Genomic DNA, 17,806 nt, shown 5'->3' with positions numbered 1-17,806 from the left:
CTTTTTTTGTGTGGGTGGGGAAAGCTTAGGGATACGCTTGTCGAGCGTGCAAAAGGTTGAGAATCTCGATCCGGTCGGTCACCCGATAAACCACGACGTAGTTGGGATGGACAACGATTTCCCGTGTACCGGCGACCTTGCCGAAGCGATAAAGGTAGGGGTGAAGTGGGAGGGCGGAGGTAGCCGCTTCGATGGCGGCGTTCAGTTGACTGGCCGCAACGGCGTTACGGTCAGCGATGTAGTTCAGGGTTTGCCAGAGTTGAGTGCGAGCTTCAGGTCGCCAGTCAACCCGCACTGTTTTTGTTGAGTTTCGATTCGATGAGGGCGCGCATCTCGGCCATCACCTGCTCGTGGGGGATGTTGGGCCGCGGATCATCCATCGAGGCCTGTACCTGTGCCCGGAACCAGCGATCGTAGCTGGCGGCCTGCTCTGGGGTTTCGAAGTCTGAAACGATAAGTGAAAGTTCGGCGCTCATAGTGACCTCCATGATCAATGTGAAGCAGTCTAAGGGGGATGTGGCTCGCTGTCGTCACTGGCAGGACGAAGTGCCCAGTATCCATTGGGGCGATTGATAACGCAGTCAGACGTTTCCGTGGATCAGGTGGGCATTTCCACGGGGCCTGTAGGCTTCATCACATCTGTGGGAGCGGGCTTGCTCGCGAAAGCGCCGTGTCAGGCAACGTATTGGTTACTGACAGACCGCTTTCGCGAGCAAGCCCGCTCCCACAATGGAATGGCGGCGCAGTTCAGAAGGCGTAGGGGATGCTGACCTTGGCCCAGAGCATGTCGCCCTGCGGCCGGTTCTCCACGTCAAACTCCTTGGCCCAGCGAATCTCCGCGCTGGCGTACTTGAGAAAGGTCAGGTGCAACGCCGGGCCGATCGCGAACACCTGGCCGCGCACGCCGTCGTCCACATCCTGCCCGGCGAACTGCACAGTGTGGCCGTACTGTTTGTCGTCGGTGGTCTGCTTGAGGTAGTAGCCGTTGAGGCCGAACATCACATCGTCGGTGATCTTGTAGCTGGCCGAGTAATCGAAGTGGAAGATCTGCCCGGACTTGTAGTCGGTGTCCTTGTTCTTCTCGTTGAAGCTGTAGGTGGTCTTCATCGACACTTCGGTCTTGTCGGTCGGCAGCCAGGTGAAGGAAAACAGCGGCTTGTAGGTGTAGAAATTGTTGCTGGTGTTGGCCAGCCGATCGACGCTGTATTCCCCCGTGGGCACCGTGACTTCAAGGGCTGCGCCGAGGGTCAGGTTCTTGCCCATGTCCCACAGGATGATCGGCGCAATCGTGGTATCGCCCATGCCTTCGCGGGTATCGCTGAGGCCGTAGACCGAGACTTCCTGCTTCAGCCAGGGCTGGGCGATGTAGCCGGCCAGACGTCCGCCGAACACCCGCACCGGGCTCAGGTAATCAATACGCGGGATCACCGCTGTCGATTCGATCTCGACATTCGGCACCTTGCCGCCCAACGAGCTGATGTTGAGCTTCGTCGACTTGTAATGGTTGTAGTAGAGGTTGAACGCGACCATGTTCTCCGGAAGGCTGTCGACCTCCAGCGGCAGCATGAAGAACCCGTCGGTGCCGGGGCCGATGTTGTCGACCCCGGCTTCGGTGGCCAGGGCCGGCAGGGCCGCGGAGCAACCGAGCAGAGTCAGTGCCAGACGCAAGGGGAATGTGGCGCGGTTCGGGCTCATGGCTGTCCTCATTATTATTGTGTTGGGACGTGGCGCCGGTACGCAGAACGTCCGGCACCATAGAAATAAGCGCTTGGCGTGCGACGGGGCAGGGTATTGGCGGACAGTTAGGGGGGCTTCTGCGGACAGTCGGCCAACCCTGTGCTAACTTCCTTCGACATAACCGGTTACAAAAATAACAATCAAGCGTGATCCGGAATGTCAGTCCCCATGAACGTAAAAGTCCAAGACCCCACTTTTGAACTGGCGCTGGTCTCGCCGTTTCTCCTGCAAACCCTCGCCGAAGTCGCGCAGAACAAAGGCATCGACCCCGAAAGCCTGTGCCGTGGCCTGGGGTTCACCTTTGAAGATCTGCAGGATCCGGCGCAACGCATTTCCTACCGTCAGGCCGTGGCGATGATTCAACGCGCGCTCAAAGTGCTGCCCAATCAGGGGCTGGGGCTGTGGGTCGGGGCGCAGAATGTGTTGGGTACGCTGGGGTTGCTCGGGCACGTGCTGTCGCTGTGCAAGACCTTGCGCGATGCCTTTGCCCTGGGTATCCGCCACCAGCACACCTCCGGCGGAATCGTGGTGTCCAGTGTCGATGTAGTCGGTGACCAGGTGCACCTCGATGCCGAATGTCGCTTGCCGTTCGCCGATGTGCAGGTGTTCGCCGTCGAAGAGTTTTTCGCCAGCCTGCTGGTGTATGGCCGGGCCTTGGTGGGCCATGAGTTCAAGGCGATTGCCGTGGAGTTCGTGCACGCCGCGCCGGATTATCTGAGCGAATACCACCGCTTGCTCGGGCCCGATGTGCGTTTCGGCTGCCTGCACAATCGCATGCTGATCGATGTCCAGTGGCTGGACGTCAATCTGCCCAATCATCATTCGCTGGCGCTGCGTCAGGCGGTTGCCTTGCTGGAGCTGGAAGCGGCGCAGGTGCACCAGAAACTCGATCTGATTCAGACAGTGGAACGGGCGATTGCCCGGGACTTGAGCCGGGGCAGCCATATCGAAAAAATCGCCGGCGACCTGAACATGAGCAGCCGCACCCTGCGCCGCCGTTTGACCGAGCATGCACTGACGTTCGAGGCGCTGCTGGAACAGGTGCGTCAGGCGCGGACCATGAGTCTGCTGGCCAATCCTGAGATGCCGATTGAACGTATCACCGAAGAGGTTGGCTACAGCGACGTGCGCAGTTTTCGCCGAGCGTTCAAGCGCTGGACGGGGATGAGCCCGAGTGCGTGGCGCCAGGATGCAAGCACCGCTTAGACATCGGTCCCCTGTGGCGAGGGAGCTTGCTCCCGCCGGGCTGCGCAGCAGACCCAAAACCTGCCACGCCATTCCTCCAGACACACCTTGCCGGCGGGGTTTGCGGGTGCTTCGCCCCCGAGCGGGAGCAAGCTCCCTCGCCACAGGCTTCCGTGCGCCACTCACCAGTATTTCAACCCCACAAACCCTCCGGCTACAGGTAAACTCCCGCGCACTTTCCCAAGGAGTTCACATGAGTTACTACCAGCCGGGCATTCTCGCCACCCCTGTTCCTGCGCAAGCACGTCACCTGTTTTTCGCCCTTGAGTCGGTAGCCGCACTGCCGCAGGCGATCGACAACCTGATGAATCTGGTGGACGGCAAATCGGCTGTGATCGGTTTCGGTGAATCCCTGACCAAGGCCCTGAATGTGCAGATCGACGGCCTGCGCAGCTTCCCGGCCATGACTGGCGTCGGCGTGGAAAACCCGTCGACCCAGCACGCACTGTGGGTCTGGCTGCACGGTGTCGACCGTGGTGAATTGCTCAATCGTTGCAACGCCTTCGAAGCCGCGCTGGCCCCGGCGCTGCGTCTGGTCCAGGCCCAGGAAACCTTTCGCCACAAGGACGGCCATGACCTGACCGGCTACGAAGATGGCACCGAAAACCCGCACGATGACGCCGCGATTGCCGCCGCGTTGCTGGGCGAGGGCGCTGATGGTCTGGTCGGTGGCAGTTTCGCCGCGATCCAGCAGTGGCAGCACGACCTCAAGGGTTTCCACAAGCTGTCCGCCGAAGACAAGGACAACATCATGGGCCGTCGCCTCAGCGATAACGAAGAGATCGACGACGCGCCGGTCTCCGCCCACGTCAAACGTACCGCCCAGGAAAGCTTCGCCCCCGAAGCCTTCGTCGTGCGTCGTTCGATGCCGTGGATCGAAGGCGAGCGTGCCGGTCTGATGTTCCTCGCGTTCGGTGTTTCGCTGGACGCCTTCGAAGCCCAGCTGCGGCGCATGAGCGGTCTGGAAGACGGCATCACTGACGGTCTGTATCGCATCAGCCGGCCGATCACCGGCGGCTATTACTGGTGCCCGCCGCTGAAGGACGGCCACCTCGATCTGCGCGCGTTGCGCATCGGCTGAGTGTTTCAAACCAAGGGAGTTGAGCATGGACGTGGTGCGGTGGGGCATGATCGGTTGCGGCGGCGTCACGGAACGCAAGAGCGGGCCGGCCTTCTACAAGGCACCCGGCTCGGCGCTGGTGGCGGTGATGGGCCGCCGCCTTGAAGCGGTGTCCGATTACGCCGCGCGCCACGGCATCGCCCGGGTCTACACCGATGTCGATGCGCTGATCAACGACCCCGAGGTGGACGCGGTGTACATCGCCACGCCCCCCGACAGTCACCACGCCTACAGCCTGAAAGTCGCCGCCGCCGGCAAGCATTGCTGCGTCGAGAAACCGATGGCGCTCAACGCCAGGCAGAGTCGTGAGATGCAGCAGGCGTTTGCCGCCGCCGGTTTGCACCTGTTCGTTTCCTACTACCGCCGTTCGTTGCCGCGTTTTGCCCAAGTGCGCCAATGGCTGGCGCAGGGCCGCATCGGCGAGGTGCGGCACCTGAGCTGGACGCTGACCAAGGCCCCCTCGGCGGCGGATCTGGACGGCAGCGCCAACTGGCGAACCGACCCGAACGTGGCCGGTGGCGGTTACTTTGCCGACCTGGCCAGCCATGGTTTTGACCTGTTTCAGTACCTGCTCGGCGATATCGTCGAAGTCGCCGGTTTCACCGCGCGCCAGGCTGGTTTGTATGCGGCGGAAGACGCGGTCAGCGCCAGTTGGCGCTTCGCCTGCGGAGCACTGGGCATGGGCTGCTGGAGCTTTGTCGCGGATCGGCGCGAGGACCGGGTGGAGATTATCGGCAGTGGAGGGCGCATCAGTTTTTCCGTATTCGATGAGCATCCGGTCCAGCTATTTGCCGACGAACAGATCAGTCTGGAAATCCCCCATCACGAACACATTCAGTGGCACCACGTCCTCGGCATGAACGCGCATATCCGTGGCGATTCGCAACATCCCGCTGTCGCCGAACAAGCCCTCAAAACTGATTGGGTGATGGACCAGATCCTCAAACGCCACTGATTTACGCGTTAAACCACAACCCTGTGGCGAGGGAGCTTGCTCCCGCTCGGCTGCGCAGCAGTCGTAAACCATGCTCCTCGGTACACCCGATGGGCTGCGACAGCCGGGTTTTAGGGCCGCTTCGCTGCCCAGCGGGAGCAAGCTCCCTCGCCACAGAATCAGACTGATCTTCATGTTCTGCGCTCAGCTCTAAGGTTATGCCCAAACAATATTTCTCAAGCTTGTCATAACGTCTCTAAGATCACGTCATAACTCGTTATGACAAGTGATCCCTGATGACCGATAACGTCCTCTCCTTACCCAGTGTCCCGCTGCACACCCAACTGCGCGACGTCCTGCGCGCACGCATTCTTGATGGCGAATACCCGCAAGACAGCCAGATGCCGTCCGAAAGCGAACTCGGCACGCTGTTCAAAGTCAGCCGCATCACCGTGCGCCAGGCGCTGGGTGATCTGCAGAAAGAAGGGCTGATCTTCAAGATCCATGGCAAAGGCACCTTCGTCGCCAAGCCGAAAACCTTTCAAAACGTCAGCAGCCTGCAAGGCCTCGCCGAGTCCATGACCGGGCGCGGCTACGAGGTGATCAACCGTCTGCGCAGCTTCAAATTCATCCCCGCCGACAAACGTGTCGCCGAGCGCCTGCAAGTCGCCGAAGGCGAGACCGTGGCGCAGATCAAACGCGTTCGACTGATCAACCGCGAGCCTATATCGCTGGAAATCACCTACCTGCCCAAAGCCGTCGGCGAACGGCTGGAGAAGGCCGATCTGGTGACTCGCGACATCTTCCTGATTCTGGAAAACGACTGCGGCATCGCCCTCGGTCATGCCGATCTGGCGATCGACGCGGTGCTGGCTGACAGCGACCTGACCCAGGCGCTGAACGTCGAGGCCGGCTCGCCGATCATGCGCATCGAACGTCTGACCCACGACGCCAACGGCCAGCCGCTGGACTTCGAACACCTTTACTACCGTGGCGATGCGTTCCAGTACCGCCTGCGGATCGACCGGCAAAAAGGGGCGTGACATGACCCGCAAGACCTTAGAACAGGAATACGACATCGTCGTGATCGGCGGTGGCACCGCCGGCCCGATGGCGGCGATCAAGGCCAAAGAGAAGAACCGTGATTTGCGCGTGCTGCTGGTCGACAAGGCCAACGTCAAGCGCAGCGGCGCGATCAGCATGGGCATGGACGGCCTGAACAACGCGATCATCCCCGGCCACTCGACGCCGGAGCAGTACACCAAGGAAATCACCATTGCCAATGACGGCATCGTCAATCAGGCGGCGGTGTACGCCTACGCCACTCACAGTTTCGAAACCATCGAGCAACTCGACCGCTGGGGCGTGAAGTTCGAGAAGGACGAAACCGGTGATTACGCCGTGAAAAAAGTCCACCACATGGGTGCCTACGTGCTGCCGATGCCGGAAGGGCACGACATCAAAAAGGTGCTTTATCGCCAGTTGAAACGCGCGCGGGTGAGCATCACCAATCGCCTGGTCTGCACCCGTTTGCTCACCGACGAGGAGGGCACGGTCAACGGCGTGATGGGCTTCGATTGCCGCACCGCTGACTTCCATGTGATCAAGGCCAAAGCGGTGATTCTCGCGTGTGGCGCGGCCGGGCGCCTCGGCCTGCCGTCCTCGGGCTACCTGATGGGCACCTACGAGAACCCGACCAATGCCGGCGACGGCTACGCCATGGCGTATCACGCCGGGGCCGAGCTGGCGAACCTCGAATGCTTCCAGATCAACCCGTTGATCAAGGACTACAACGGCCCGGCCTGCGCCTATGTCACCGGCCCGCTCGGCGGCTACACCGCCAACAACAAGGGCGAACGCTTCATCGAGTGCGATTACTGGAGCGGGCAGATGATGTGGGAGTTCCACCAGGAACTGGAAAGCGGCAACGGCCCGGTGTTCCTCAAACTCGATCACCTGGCCGAGGAAACCATCCAGAACATCGAGGAAATCCTGCACAGCAACGAACGCCCGAGTCGCGGCCAGTTCCACGCCAATCGCGGCACCGATTACCGCACGCAGATGGTCGAGATGCACATCTCGGAGATCGGTTTTTGCAGCGGCCATTCGGCGTCCGGGGTGTGGGTCAACGAGCGTGCCGAGACCTCGGTGAAAGGTTTGTACTCGGCGGGTGACATGGCCGCTGTGCCGCACAACTACATGCTCGGCGCGTTCACCTACGGCTGGTTCGCCGGGCACAACGCGGCGGATTTTGTCGCCGGGCGCGAGTTTTCCGCGCTGGATGCCGCACAGATCGAAAAGGAGCAAGCGCGGGTCTACGCACCGCTCGATCGCGAACACGGGCTGCCGCCGGCGCAGGTCGAGTACAAGCTGCGGCGCTTCGTCAACGACTACCTGCAACCGCCGAAAGTGACCAAAAAAATGCAGATCGGTCTGCAGCGCTTCAGCGACATCGAACGCGACCTCGAGCAGATGAAAGCCAACAACGCTCACGAGCTGATGCGCGCCATGGAAACCAGCGTGATCCGCGACTGCGCAGAAATGGCCGCACGCGCTTCACTGTTCCGCGCCGAGAGCCGCTGGGGCCTGTACCACTACCGCGTCGATCACCCGCAGCGCAACGACAGCGAGTGGTTCTGCCATTGCCATCTGAAGAAGGGTGAAGACGGCCGCATGACCAGTTTCAAGAAACCCGTCGAGCCGTACATCATCCCGCTCGATGCCGAAGAAATGCAGGCTTACGACCGCTTGCGCGTGGGCGCGTTCGCCGCTTGATGCATCACCAGAGAGAGTCCGAACCATGGCCTATCAAGCCCAGGAAATCTTCTTCCGCTCCAACGCCCCGGTCACCGTGGACGAGGACAAATGCATCGCCGAAAAAGGCTGCACCGTGTGCGTCGACGTCTGCCCGATGGACCTGCTGGCGATCAACCCGGCCACACAAAAGGCCTACATGGCATTTGATGAATGTTGGTACTGCATGCCGTGTGAGAAGGATTGTCCGACCGGTGCCGTAAAAGTCGACATCCCTTATCTCCTGCGCTGATCCTGCTCGAAATGTGGGAGCGAGCCTGCTCGTGAAAGCGGTGGGTCATTTAGCAATGATGTCGACAGATACGCCGCTTTCGCGAGCAAGCTCGCTCCCACAATGGATCGAGTTACTGCACAAATTGAGTACGCCAAAACCCTGTGGGAGCGAGCTTGCTCGCGAAGAGGCCCGCCCAGACAACCCAAAGCCATCCGGAAACCCCGGACGCTGGATTCACCGAAACCCCTCGTTTCCCACCGCGCCCTGATCGCGGCGGAGACGAACATCCTATAAATGATTCGAGGGGAAACACTCATGTTGCGTGCAGCAATCGCCGGTCTGGTACTGGCTTCATTCACCCTGTCGGCCTCGGCCGAAACCATCCGTATCGCCATCGGCACCCAGGACACCACCATCAACTGCGCCGCCGGCGGACTGTTGATTCGTGAACTCGGTCTGCTCGACAAATACCTGCCGCACGACGGCGCCTATAAAGACGCGAAATACGACGTGCAGTGGAAGAACTTCACCAGCGGCGCGCCGCTGACCAACGAAATGGTCGCCGGCAAACTCGACTTCGGCGCCATGGCCGATTTCCCTGGCGCGTTCAACGGTGTGGCGTTCGAAACCGCCGGCAAGCACAGCCTGTTCATCAGCGTGTTGTCGGGCAGCATCAAGGGCAGCGGCAACGGCATCGTGGTGCCGAGTGCGTCCGGGGTGCAGGCGCTGAGCGAACTCAAGGGCAAAACCATCTCGGTGCCGTTCGCCTCGACCGCCCACGGCATGCTGCTGCGCGCGGTGGCGGAGCAGGGCTGGGATCCACTGAAAGACGTGAACATCATCGCTCAGCCACCGGAAGTCGCCGGCTCCGCGTTGCAGGCCGGCAAGATCGACGCCCACGCCGATTTCGTGCCGTTCGCCGAGCTGTTCCCGAGCCGTGGTTTCGCCCGCAAGATTTACGACGGTGCTCAGGCCAACGCGCCGACTTTCCACGGTGCACTGGTGGATCAGGCCTACGCGAAACAGTACCCGGAAATCGTCGTCGCCTACCTGCGCGCGAGTATCGAAGCCAACCAGTTGCTCGCCGCCGAGCCGGAGAAATACAGCGAGCTGATCGCCAAAGTCACCGGCGTCGATGCCGAGGTCAACTACCTGTTCCACGGCCCGCTCGGCGTACAGACCCGCGACCTGAGCTGGAAGCCGGAATATCGTCAGGCCGTTGGCACCGCGATCGATACCCTGAAGCTGTTGAAAAAGGCTGATCGCGGCCTCGACCTCAACACCTTCATCGACGATCAGTACATCCGCGCCGCCTTCAAGGCCTCGAATCTGGACTACACCGCGCAACTCGCCAATTACGCGCAAACACCGTTGAAAGCGCTGGATGCGGCCAGCGGCAAAGCGATCACTGACTTCAGCCACGTCGCCGAAATCTGGGTGCGCGGCGAAGACAAGGTGCGCCAGTACGCCTCGGCGGAATCCGCTTTCACTGCGTTGGCCGCGTTGAAGCAGGAAGGCAAAAACATCCGCGCGGTGTATGCCCAGGCCAGTGACAGCGGGATCAAGTTGCTCGCCGATCAGGCGTGGTTCGCCAGTGATGCCAAGGGCCGCCTGAGCGCGTTCCTGCTCAAGGGCCAGGCCCAGCAATTTGCGGCGGCGCAGGGTGGCAAGGTCTTCGACTTCACCGATGCCACGACCCAGGCCGTAGCTGCCCGCTGATCTTAGGCACACCACATTCCCTTGTGGGAGCGGGCTTGCTCGCGAATGCGGTGTATCAGTAAGCAAATGATTGCCTGACACCCCGCATTCGCGAGCAAGCCCGCTCCCACAAGGGGGATCTCGGTTGAAAGGAATATTTATGTTCAGTTCTGTTAAGCGCTGGGTTCCAAGGGCCGCTTCTTTGCTGCTCTGCCTGCTGTTCTGGCAACTCGCCGCCAGCCACCACTGGAACCTCGGCCTGGTCACCTTCGCCAACGTGCCAACCCCACTGGCCGTGATCGAAGCGGCGCTGGGTCTGGGCGATTCCGGCAAGTTGCTGCAACACCTGACCGCCAGCCTCAGCCGCGTGTTCGCCGGCTATCTCGCGGCATTGATCATCGGCATCGCCCTGGGTCTCGCCATCGGCCGCTCGAAATGGGCTGAAGACCTGCTGCTGCCACCGCTGGAAGTGCTGCGCCCGATCCCGGCGGTGGCATGGATTCCGCTGGCGATCCTGATGTTCCCGTCGTCGGAGCTGTCGATGGTCTTCATCACTTTTACGGGGGCGCTGTTCCCGATCCTGCTTAACACCGTGCACGGCGTCGAAGGCGTCGACCCACGGCTGATCGCCTCGGCAAAAAGCCTTGGGGCAGGGCGTCGGGCGATTCTGCTGGAAGTGATTTTGCCGGGTGCCGCCCCGAGCATCATTACTGGCCTCGCCATCGGCATGGGCACCTCGTGGTTCTGTCTGGTCACGGCGGAAATGATCTCCGGCCAGTTCGGCATCGGTTACTACACCTGGGAGTCCTACACCATTCAGAACTACGCCGACATCGTCGTCGGCATGCTGCTGATCGGTGTGCTGGGCATGGGCAGCAGTCTGCTGATCAAGCGTCTGGGCGGGCTGTTCACGCCCTGGCACCGACCACGAGGAAAAGCCTGATGAGCGCAATGCAAACCCCCGAAGGGCGGATCGATATTCGCCAGTTGTCGATCGTTCTCGGCGAAGGCCAACACGCTTTCGAGGCCGTGCAGGGGCTGGATTGTCAGATCGAGCCGGGCCAGTTCGTGTGCATTCTCGGCCCGTCCGGTTGCGGCAAATCGACCTTGCTCGGTGCACTGGCCGGGCACCTGCAAGCCCATGCCGGCAGCCTCAAAGTCGATGGCGGCGAGGTCTGCGGGCCGTCGCCGCAGCGCGGCATGGTGTTCCAGCATCACACGCTGTTTCCGTGGCGCACGGTGCGCGACAACGTCGCTTTCGGCCTGAAGATGCGCGGCATCGGCAAGGCTGAGCGCCATCGCGCGGCGGACGAAATGCTCAAACTGGTCGGCCTCGACGGCTTCGCCGAACGCTGGCCCGATCAGCTCTCCGGCGGCATGCAGCAACGGGTCGAGATCGCGCGGGTGCTGGTCAACCGTCCACGGCTGTTGTTGATGGACGAACCGTTTGGTGCGCTGGATGCCTTGACCCGCTTGAACATGCAGGAACTGCTGCTGGACATCTGGACGCGCATCCGCACCACCGTGGTGTTCGTTACTCACGATATCGACGAGGCGCTGTTTCTCGCCGATCGCTTGCTGGTGATGAGCGCGCGACCGGGGCGAATCATCGAGGACCTGCGCCTGGACTTCCCGCGTCCGCGTACCAGCGAACTGGTGACCAGCCCCGAATTCTCCCGCCTCAAACGCCATTGCCTCGACCTGCTGCGCCACGACAACCCCCGACCGCTGCCGCGCCTCAACCCGCTCGGCCTGCCTCCCGAAAACCCTTTGCCGCGATTTGCCCTATGACCTCATTTTTTGCTGTGACCGATAACGACGACATCCTTGCCCTGCAACCGCGTCTGACCGCTGACGATGCCGGTGTACGGCGCATTGCCCTGATCGAACTGGCTGATCTGGAAGAGCCGGACGGGTTGCTGTGGCTGGTTGAAAAACTGAGCGAAGATCCCGCCGAAGAGGTCCGCGCCGAAGCCGCGCGGCTGCTGGAAGCCTGGGAGGACGAACCGGTGGTGGCTGCGCTGTGCCGGGCGCTGACCGATCCGTCTCCGGCCGTGCAGGCAGCCGCCGCGCAAAGCCTGAGTCTGCTCAAAACCGAAGCGGCAGGCCGGGTGATTCTGCCGTGGACCGATCACGCCGAAGTCAGTGTGCGAATCGCCGCGTTCCGTGCTCTGCGTGAATTGCGTTTCGCCGAGGCCGCACCGGCTGCAATTACCGCGCTGAACGATGCCGATGCCAACGTACGCCGCGAAGCCGTGGGCGTTCTGGGCTGGCTCAAACAGCTCGACGCACTGCCGGCCCTGGCGCGACTGGCCAGCGCCGACCCGGACACCGAAGTGCGCCGCGCCGCCACCGGTGCCCTCGGTCTGGCGTCCGGTGGCGAAGTGCTGCCGGCCCTGCGTCAGGCGCTGCAGGACGCTGCCTGGCAAGTGCGCGAAGAAGCGGCCACGACGCTGGGCAAAGTCGGCCACAGCGACGCCGGTCCGGCGTTGATCGCCGCCCTCGGCGATGACTATTGGCAAGTGCGCTTGCGCGCCACTCGCAGCCTCGGTCGTTTGCGTTTTGCACCGGCGCTGGACGCTCTGATCGAAACCCTCGGCCATCGCATCAGCAACCTGCGCAAGGAAGCCGCGCTGGCCCTCGGTGAGTTGAATGATCGCGGCGCGGTGGCGGCGTTGCAGGCGGCGCAGGATGACGGTGATCCGGAAGTGCGCAAAGCGGTGCGGATTGCCTTGAGTCAGCTGCAATGAACCCGCTGTCGCTGGGCAATTCGCAGAGCGAGCAGACCCTGCGCCTGAGCTGGCCGAACGGCCGCGAGTCGCTGTTCAATCACGCCGAACTGCGCCGCCAGTGCCCGTGCTCGCAATGCCGTGCGTTTCGCCTGAAAGGCGTTACTCCGCTGGTGGATGACCGTGTTCGTCTGATCGAGATCAACCCGCAGGGGTATGGCGTACAACTGGTGTTCAGCGACGGCCATCAACGCGGGATCTACCCTTGGGACTACCTGGCACAACTTGGTTCTTAGCTTCACCACAATCATCTGGGGGAGCAAGCTTGCTCCCACAGGGGAATCGTGATTTTCAGAAGGATTTACTCAGGCTGGCGACGACAGTGGCGGTGCACATATCCTTGAATCCCCAGTTGCTCAGGCACTGGCTCTGCGACAGATCGGTGTCGATGTAGCTCAGGCCCAACACCACCCCGGCCAGATTGTGGGTCAGTTTGACCTCCCATTCGCGATAGCTGTTCTCGCCATGCCCGGACGCCGAGTACAGGTGCGGGTCCTTGAAGTCCATGTTGCCGTAACGCAGTTTCAGCCCGGAATCGAACGGCAGCCCGGTTTCATAACCGACATAGGTGTAGAGCGAGCTCTGCTTGCTGTCGACCCCCGGCGCATCGCTGGAGTAATACGCCGCCAGCTTCACCCCGTAGACGCCGAGAATCCCGTAGACCTCGCTCTGGTTGAACTGGCTTTCCTTGGGGTAGGCGTACTTGAGGTAACCCAGATCGAGGCTGACGTCCTCGGTGGCCTGCCACAGCCAGCCGGCGTAGTAATCAATTTCCTGACGGGTTTTCAGACCACCGCCGAAATCGACGTTGGAGCTCCAGGCACCCGCGTACAAACCGCTGCTGTGCGTCAGGGTCAGGCCGGCTTGCAGGGCCGGGTCGTTCTGCGTTTGCGAGATGCCGCGGGTCCGGTAGTCGCTGGCCAGAGTCAGGTCAACCAGCACGGCGAAGTCGTCGTTCAAGGGGATCGCGTGGCTACTCAGGGGCAACAGACTCAAGGAACTCAGGGCGAGCAAGGGCAAGGCTTTCATGTGAAGTCCCGATGTTGTGATTGTTATGGGGGCTGGAAAATGCAGTGGAAATGCTTGGGTAGGGTGAAAGTCCCTGTGGGAGCGGGCTTGCTCGCGAAGACGGTGGGTCAGGTATCGAAATGTTTGCTGACCGGACGCCTTCGGGAGCAAGCCCCCTCCCACAAAAGAGGGAGGGATCCTGTTGTTATTGGGCGGCGGTGTAGACCTGACGCCCACCAAACCAAGTTTGCAGAACCTGGGTGTCATGCAGGGCTTTTTCGTCGACGCTGAACACGTCGCGGTCGACCACGATGAAATCGGCCTGTTTGCCCGGCGTCAGCGAGCCGATCTGCTGGTCGAGGCCGATGGTCCGCGCCGCGTTGGCGGTGTAGGCGTAGAACATGGTTTCGCGGTCCAGACGCTCGTCGGCATTCAGCACCCCCAACGGGCCGACGCGGGTGATGGCCTGGGCCATGGCGTTGAACGGATTGGGCGACGACACCGGCCAGTCGCTGGCACCGGCAATCGTCGCACCCTGTTTCAGCAGCGAGTGCGCCGGGTATTGATAGCGGAAGGCGAGGGCGCTGACGTAGGGCTTGATCATGTCGGTGGTGTAGTCATCGGCGCTGGCCCACAGCAATTGCATCGAGGCGACCACGTTCAGCGGTTTGAAGCGGGCGAACTCTTTTGGATTGACCATTTGCAGGTGGGTGATCGAGTGAGTAATGCCGCTCTGCCGATCCTTGCGCGCGCGTTCGACGCCATTGACTGATTCCCGCACCGCACGGTCGCCGATGGCGTGGATGTGCACCAGCCAGCCGCGCTGGTCAATGGCGCTGACCAGTTCGCCGAAATGCTGCGGGTCGATCAGCAGCTCGCCCTGTTTGTGCGAGTTGCGGTACGGATCGATCATCGCCGCGCTCTGCGCCGGGTACTCAATCACGCCATCGGCGAAGATCTTGACTCCGGGCAGGGTCAGGTTGGGGATGCCCTGAAATTGCTGGCGCACCTTATCCAGCGTATCGAGATCGGCCGGCAGGCTTTTCGGGTTGGCGACCAGCAACGCTGCAACGTGCACGCTCATGTCGCCGCTTTCCGACAGCGCTTTGTAGGCCGGCAGCACGCCGACGGTTTTCTCGGTGGGTTTGAGGGCGAAGACCGGCTCGCCCGGTGCGGCGTTGGCGGCGGGGTCCATCCACGCGGTGATGCCGAGGCTGTTGTTGAAGCGCACAGCGGATTTGGCCGCGGTGAGCATATCGGTCGGGCTCGGCACCGGCATTTTCGCGGCGACCCGGTCCCAGCCGGCATCGACCAGAAAGCCGTTGGGCTCGCCGCTGGCCAGTTTGCCGATCGTGTCTTGTTCCGCAGCGGGCAGGGTCTTGAGCAACGCCGCGTCGATGCCGGCGCGCTTGAGCATCACGTTGTTGGCCCACGCGGTGTGGTGATCGCTGCCGGTGAACACCACCGGCACGTCAGCCCATTCGCCGTGGTTGAAGGTTTTGCCCAGCGCTTCGGCCTGCGCCCAGTACGCTGAACTCATGCCGGCAATGCTCAGCACATCGCCATGTCTGGCCTTGCCGTCGTCACGCCAGGCGCGCAGGCGTTTTTCCAGTTCGTCGAGGGCGACGACTTCGTCTTCCATGTTGGCCGAGACCATTTCCAGGCCACCGAAAATCGCGTGGGAATGGCTGTCGATCAAGCCCGGCATCAGCGTCTTGCCGCCGAGGTCGATGACCTGGGTGCCGGGCTCGATCAGCGCCTTGATCTGTGCGTCGCTACCGACTTTCAGCACTTTGCCGTTTTCCACGGCCAGCGCCTGCACCTCCGGTTGCGTGCGGTCGGCAGTGAAAATCTTGCCGTTGACCAGTACCAGATCGGTGGCGGCCATGGCTTCCATCGAGGCAAAACTTATAGCGGTAACCAGCAGGCTCGGGATGAATCTTTTCATTGAAGATTTCCTTGTTATTGCGTCTGATGGCCAGATTAGTGGCAGACACTGGCCGACAGAACGCCTTCCTCACGAAAAACGTTTTTGCCTGAATGGAAAAAGCATGGACAAGCTGGGTGCACTGAAAATGTTCGTGGTCACCGCACAGCTCGGCAGTTTCAGCCGTGCGGCCGAGCAACTGGGCAAGACTCCGTCGGCCCTGACCAAAGCGGTCAATCACCTGGAAACGGAACTCGGCGCGCGACTGTTCGAGCGCAGCACACGGCGGATTCTGCTCACCGAAATCGGCCGGGTCTATCTGGAAACCGCGCGGCTGGTGTTGCAGCGGCTGGAGGAGGCCAGCGAGGAAATCGAGCAGTTGCAGCACGGTCTGCGCGGCAGCCTGAAAATCACTGCACCGTTGGCGTACGGGCGAGCTTTTCTCGATCAGGCGTGTGACGGCTTTTTGCAGCAATACCCGCAGATCCGCCTGCAAGTGGATCTGTGCGACGCGTTCGTCAATCTGCTGGAAAGCGGCTATGACCTGGCCTTGCGCGAAGGCCATGACGACCTGCCGGGGCTGATTGCCCGGGTGGTCGGCAGCAACCGTCTGGCCTTGTGCGGCAGCCCGGACTATCTGGCGCGCAAAGGGTTGCCGGTCACCCCGCAAACCCTCGAACAGCATGAATGGCTGCTGTATCAGCATCCGTTGCTCAGCCGCGAGTTCTGGTGGGCCGAACGCGACGGCCAGCGCCTGAGCCTGGCGCAACCGACGGCGCCGCGCTTGCGCAGCGACAATTACGACCTGTTGCTGGCCAGCGCGCTGGCCGGACGCGGCTTGCTGCACACGCCGCTGTGGAGCGCCGCGCCGTACATTGCCGATGGGCGTCTGGTGCGGGTCATGGCTGACTACGAAATCGACCCCGACACCTTCGGCCCGCACATTCTTGCGGTGTACCCAAGCCATCGGCGGGCCACGGCCAAGGTCGTCGCATTCATCGATTACATCTCGGCATTTCTGGCCGAGCGTGGATTGAACTGACTGGCGGTCATTGCCAGCAAAAATGCGAAAGAGTACAAATGTACTCCATGACCAATCTGACTCCCCGCCGTACCGCCATCCTGACCTTTATCCGCGAACGCATCGCCGAACACGGTCAGCCCCCAAGCCTCGCTGAAATCAGCGAGGCTTTTGGTTTTGCCTCGCGCAGCGTGGCGCGCAAGCATGTGCTGGCGCTTACCGAAGCCGGGTTTATCGAGGTCAATCCGCATCAGGCCCGGGGCATTCGCCTGCTCGGGCAGCCGGCGCGGCCGGAGCTCCTGGATATTCCGGTGCTCGGCCGGGTGGCCGCCGGTGCGCCGATCGGTGCCGATGCCGATATCCATAGCCGCTTGATGCTCGACCCGGCGCTGTTCTCCCGTACCCCCGACTACATGCTGCGAGTGCAGGGCGACTCGATGATCGAGGACGGCATTCTCGACGGCGATCTGGTCGGTGTGCGGCGCAATCCCGAAGCGCTCAACGGCCAGATCGTCGTGGCGCGGCTCGATGGCGAAGTGACGATCAAACGCTTCGAGCGCGTCGGCGATGAGGTCCGGCTGCTGCCGCGCAACCCGGCGTACCAGCCGATTGTCGTGCGCGATGATCAGGACCTGGCCATCGAAGGCGTGTTTTGCGGTCTGGTGAGGCAAGGCTGATGGGCGCCGTCGTTGCACTCGATACGCTGTTCAATGGCGGCCAGGTCTGGAAGGGCCGGCCTGCGCCGCCGACGGCCAGCCCGCAACCCACCGGCCATGCCGCGCTGGATGCGGCACTGCCCAGCGGTGGCTGGCCGGAAGCGGCACTGAGCGAAATCCTGCTGGCCGGCCCCGGGGTTGGCGAGCTGCAACTGGTGTGGCCGACCTTGGCGCGGCTGTCGACGGCGGGCGAGCGCATTGTGCTGGTGGCACCACCGTTCGTGCCGTACCCGCAGGCGTGGGCGAACGCCGGGGTCGATCTGCGTCAGTTGTCGGTGATTCAGGCCAGTGAGCGCGATGCCTTGTGGGCGGCGGAACAATGCCTGCGCTCGGGCAGTTGCGGCGCGGTGCTGTGCTGGCCGCACAAGGCCGATGACCGCGCGTTGCGGCGCTTGCAGGTGGCGGCGGAAACCGGCCAGACCCTGGCGTTTGCCTGGCGCCCGTTGAGCGAGGCGATCAATCCCTCGCCGGCCGCGTTGCGCATCGCCATCGACGCCAGACCGGCCCAGTTGCGCGTGCTCAAGTGCCGTGGCGGACTGGCGCGCACGGCGCCGATTGCGTTTGCCGTGGGGCATTGAGGTCG

Annotated in this window: 19 protein-coding genes; 14 read left to right on the top strand and 5 right to left on the bottom strand. The window is 62.1% G+C overall.

Annotation, left to right across the window (positions count from 1 at the left end; translation table 11 throughout):
* Positions 1-25 precede the first annotated feature (25 nt).
* The 3 genes from M0814_RS01150 to M0814_RS01140 all read right to left on the bottom strand — a co-directional run bounded on the left by M0814_RS01150 (position 26) and on the right by M0814_RS01140 (position 1,695).
* Positions 26-295: a type II toxin-antitoxin system RelE/ParE family toxin gene (locus M0814_RS01150; protein WP_045122487.1), complete on the bottom strand. Its 270-nt coding sequence runs from the start codon at positions 293-295 to the stop codon at positions 26-28.
* Positions 285-476 (bottom strand): hypothetical protein, encoded by a 192-nt coding sequence (locus M0814_RS01145; RefSeq protein WP_003225628.1) that lies wholly within the window; start codon positions 474-476, stop codon positions 285-287. The genes M0814_RS01150 and M0814_RS01145 overlap by 11 nt, the downstream gene beginning before the upstream one ends.
* 271 nt (positions 477-747) lie before the next feature.
* Positions 748-1,695, bottom strand: a complete 948-nt coding sequence (locus M0814_RS01140; RefSeq protein WP_103486393.1) for a transporter — start codon at positions 1,693-1,695, stop codon at positions 748-750.
* A 210-nt stretch (positions 1,696-1,905) separates the two neighbouring features.
* On the opposite strand from M0814_RS01140, the gene M0814_RS01135 reads away from it, so the two are divergent.
* The 11 genes from M0814_RS01135 to M0814_RS01085 all read left to right on the top strand — a co-directional run bounded on the left by M0814_RS01135 (position 1,906) and on the right by M0814_RS01085 (position 12,787).
* A complete protein-coding gene (locus M0814_RS01135; RefSeq protein ID WP_103486392.1) occupies positions 1,906-2,943 on the top strand; it encodes an AraC family transcriptional regulator in 1,038 nt (345 codons plus the stop codon).
* Between the two features lie 232 nt (positions 2,944-3,175).
* Positions 3,176-4,063, top strand: a complete 888-nt coding sequence (locus M0814_RS01130) for a Dyp-type peroxidase (RefSeq protein WP_003225622.1) — start codon at positions 3,176-3,178, stop codon at positions 4,061-4,063.
* A gap of 25 nt (positions 4,064-4,088) precedes the next feature.
* Positions 4,089-5,057, top strand: a complete 969-nt coding sequence (locus M0814_RS01125) for a Gfo/Idh/MocA family oxidoreductase (RefSeq protein ID WP_103486391.1) — start codon at positions 4,089-4,091, stop codon at positions 5,055-5,057.
* Between the two features lie 275 nt (positions 5,058-5,332).
* Complete coding sequence (locus M0814_RS01120; protein ID WP_003225618.1) at positions 5,333-6,079, top strand: GntR family transcriptional regulator; 747 nt, start codon at positions 5,333-5,335, stop codon at positions 6,077-6,079.
* 1 nt (position 6,080) lies between these two features.
* Positions 6,081-7,811 (top strand): fumarate reductase/succinate dehydrogenase flavoprotein subunit, encoded by a 1,731-nt coding sequence (locus M0814_RS01115; RefSeq protein ID WP_103486390.1) that lies wholly within the window; start codon positions 6,081-6,083, stop codon positions 7,809-7,811.
* Positions 7,812-7,836: 25 nt separating this feature from the next.
* On the top strand, positions 7,837-8,082 hold the full coding sequence (locus M0814_RS01110) for a ferredoxin family protein (RefSeq protein WP_003225615.1): 246 nt from the start codon (positions 7,837-7,839) through the stop codon (positions 8,080-8,082).
* Between the two features lie 276 nt (positions 8,083-8,358).
* A complete protein-coding gene (locus M0814_RS01105) occupies positions 8,359-9,783 on the top strand; it encodes an ABC transporter substrate-binding protein (protein WP_177434749.1) in 1,425 nt (474 codons plus the stop codon).
* A gap of 139 nt (positions 9,784-9,922) precedes the next feature.
* Entirely contained in the window at positions 9,923-10,705 is a 783-nt protein-coding gene (locus M0814_RS01100; RefSeq protein WP_047597727.1) for an ABC transporter permease, read from the top strand.
* Complete coding sequence (locus tag M0814_RS01095) at positions 10,705-11,553, top strand: ABC transporter ATP-binding protein (RefSeq protein ID WP_103484088.1); 849 nt, start codon at positions 10,705-10,707, stop codon at positions 11,551-11,553. Before M0814_RS01100 ends, M0814_RS01095 begins: the two co-directional genes overlap by 1 nt.
* Positions 11,550-12,512: a HEAT repeat domain-containing protein gene (locus M0814_RS01090; protein ID WP_103484087.1), complete on the top strand. Its 963-nt coding sequence runs from the start codon at positions 11,550-11,552 to the stop codon at positions 12,510-12,512. Before M0814_RS01095 ends, M0814_RS01090 begins: the two co-directional genes overlap by 4 nt.
* The gene (locus M0814_RS01085; RefSeq protein ID WP_003225603.1) at positions 12,509-12,787 is read left to right on the top strand and encodes a DUF971 domain-containing protein; all 279 of its coding nucleotides are present in this window, start codon (positions 12,509-12,511) and stop codon (positions 12,785-12,787) included. The genes M0814_RS01090 and M0814_RS01085 overlap by 4 nt, the downstream gene beginning before the upstream one ends.
* Positions 12,788-12,842: 55 nt before the next feature.
* Here the strand turns inward: M0814_RS01085 and M0814_RS01080 are convergent, their stop codons facing one another.
* Together M0814_RS01080 and M0814_RS01075 are read right to left on the bottom strand one after the other, a co-directional pair.
* Positions 12,843-13,580 (bottom strand): TorF family putative porin, encoded by a 738-nt coding sequence (locus tag M0814_RS01080; RefSeq protein ID WP_103484086.1) that lies wholly within the window; start codon positions 13,578-13,580, stop codon positions 12,843-12,845.
* 184 nt (positions 13,581-13,764) lie between these two features.
* Positions 13,765-15,507 (bottom strand): amidohydrolase, encoded by a 1,743-nt coding sequence (locus tag M0814_RS01075; protein WP_103484085.1) that lies wholly within the window; start codon positions 15,505-15,507, stop codon positions 13,765-13,767.
* Positions 15,508-15,610: 103 nt separating this feature from the next.
* Here M0814_RS01075 and M0814_RS01070 point away from each other — a divergent pair, with 103 nt between their 5' ends.
* Genes M0814_RS01070 through imuA form a run of 3 tightly spaced genes read left to right on the top strand, consistent with a single transcriptional unit; the run spans position 15,611 to position 17,801 of the window.
* Positions 15,611-16,528, top strand: coding sequence for a LysR family transcriptional regulator (locus tag M0814_RS01070; RefSeq protein ID WP_103484084.1), 918 nt, complete (start codon positions 15,611-15,613; stop codon positions 16,526-16,528).
* 38 nt (positions 16,529-16,566) lie between these two features.
* Complete coding sequence (gene lexA, locus M0814_RS01065) at positions 16,567-17,184, top strand: transcriptional repressor LexA (protein WP_003225601.1); 618 nt, start codon at positions 16,567-16,569, stop codon at positions 17,182-17,184.
* Positions 17,184-17,801, top strand: a complete 618-nt coding sequence (gene imuA, locus M0814_RS01060; protein WP_003225600.1) for a translesion DNA synthesis-associated protein ImuA — start codon at positions 17,184-17,186, stop codon at positions 17,799-17,801. Before lexA ends, imuA begins: the two co-directional genes overlap by 1 nt.
* Positions 17,802-17,806: the final 5 nt, after the last annotated feature.

This window comes from Pseudomonas sp. MWU12-2020 (assembly GCF_023100605.1).
Classification (GTDB): domain Bacteria; phylum Pseudomonadota; class Gammaproteobacteria; order Pseudomonadales; family Pseudomonadaceae; genus Aquipseudomonas; species Aquipseudomonas fluorescens_H.
Note: the sequence above shows the minus strand (reverse complement) of the source record. Positions and strands in the feature narration are given on the sequence as shown.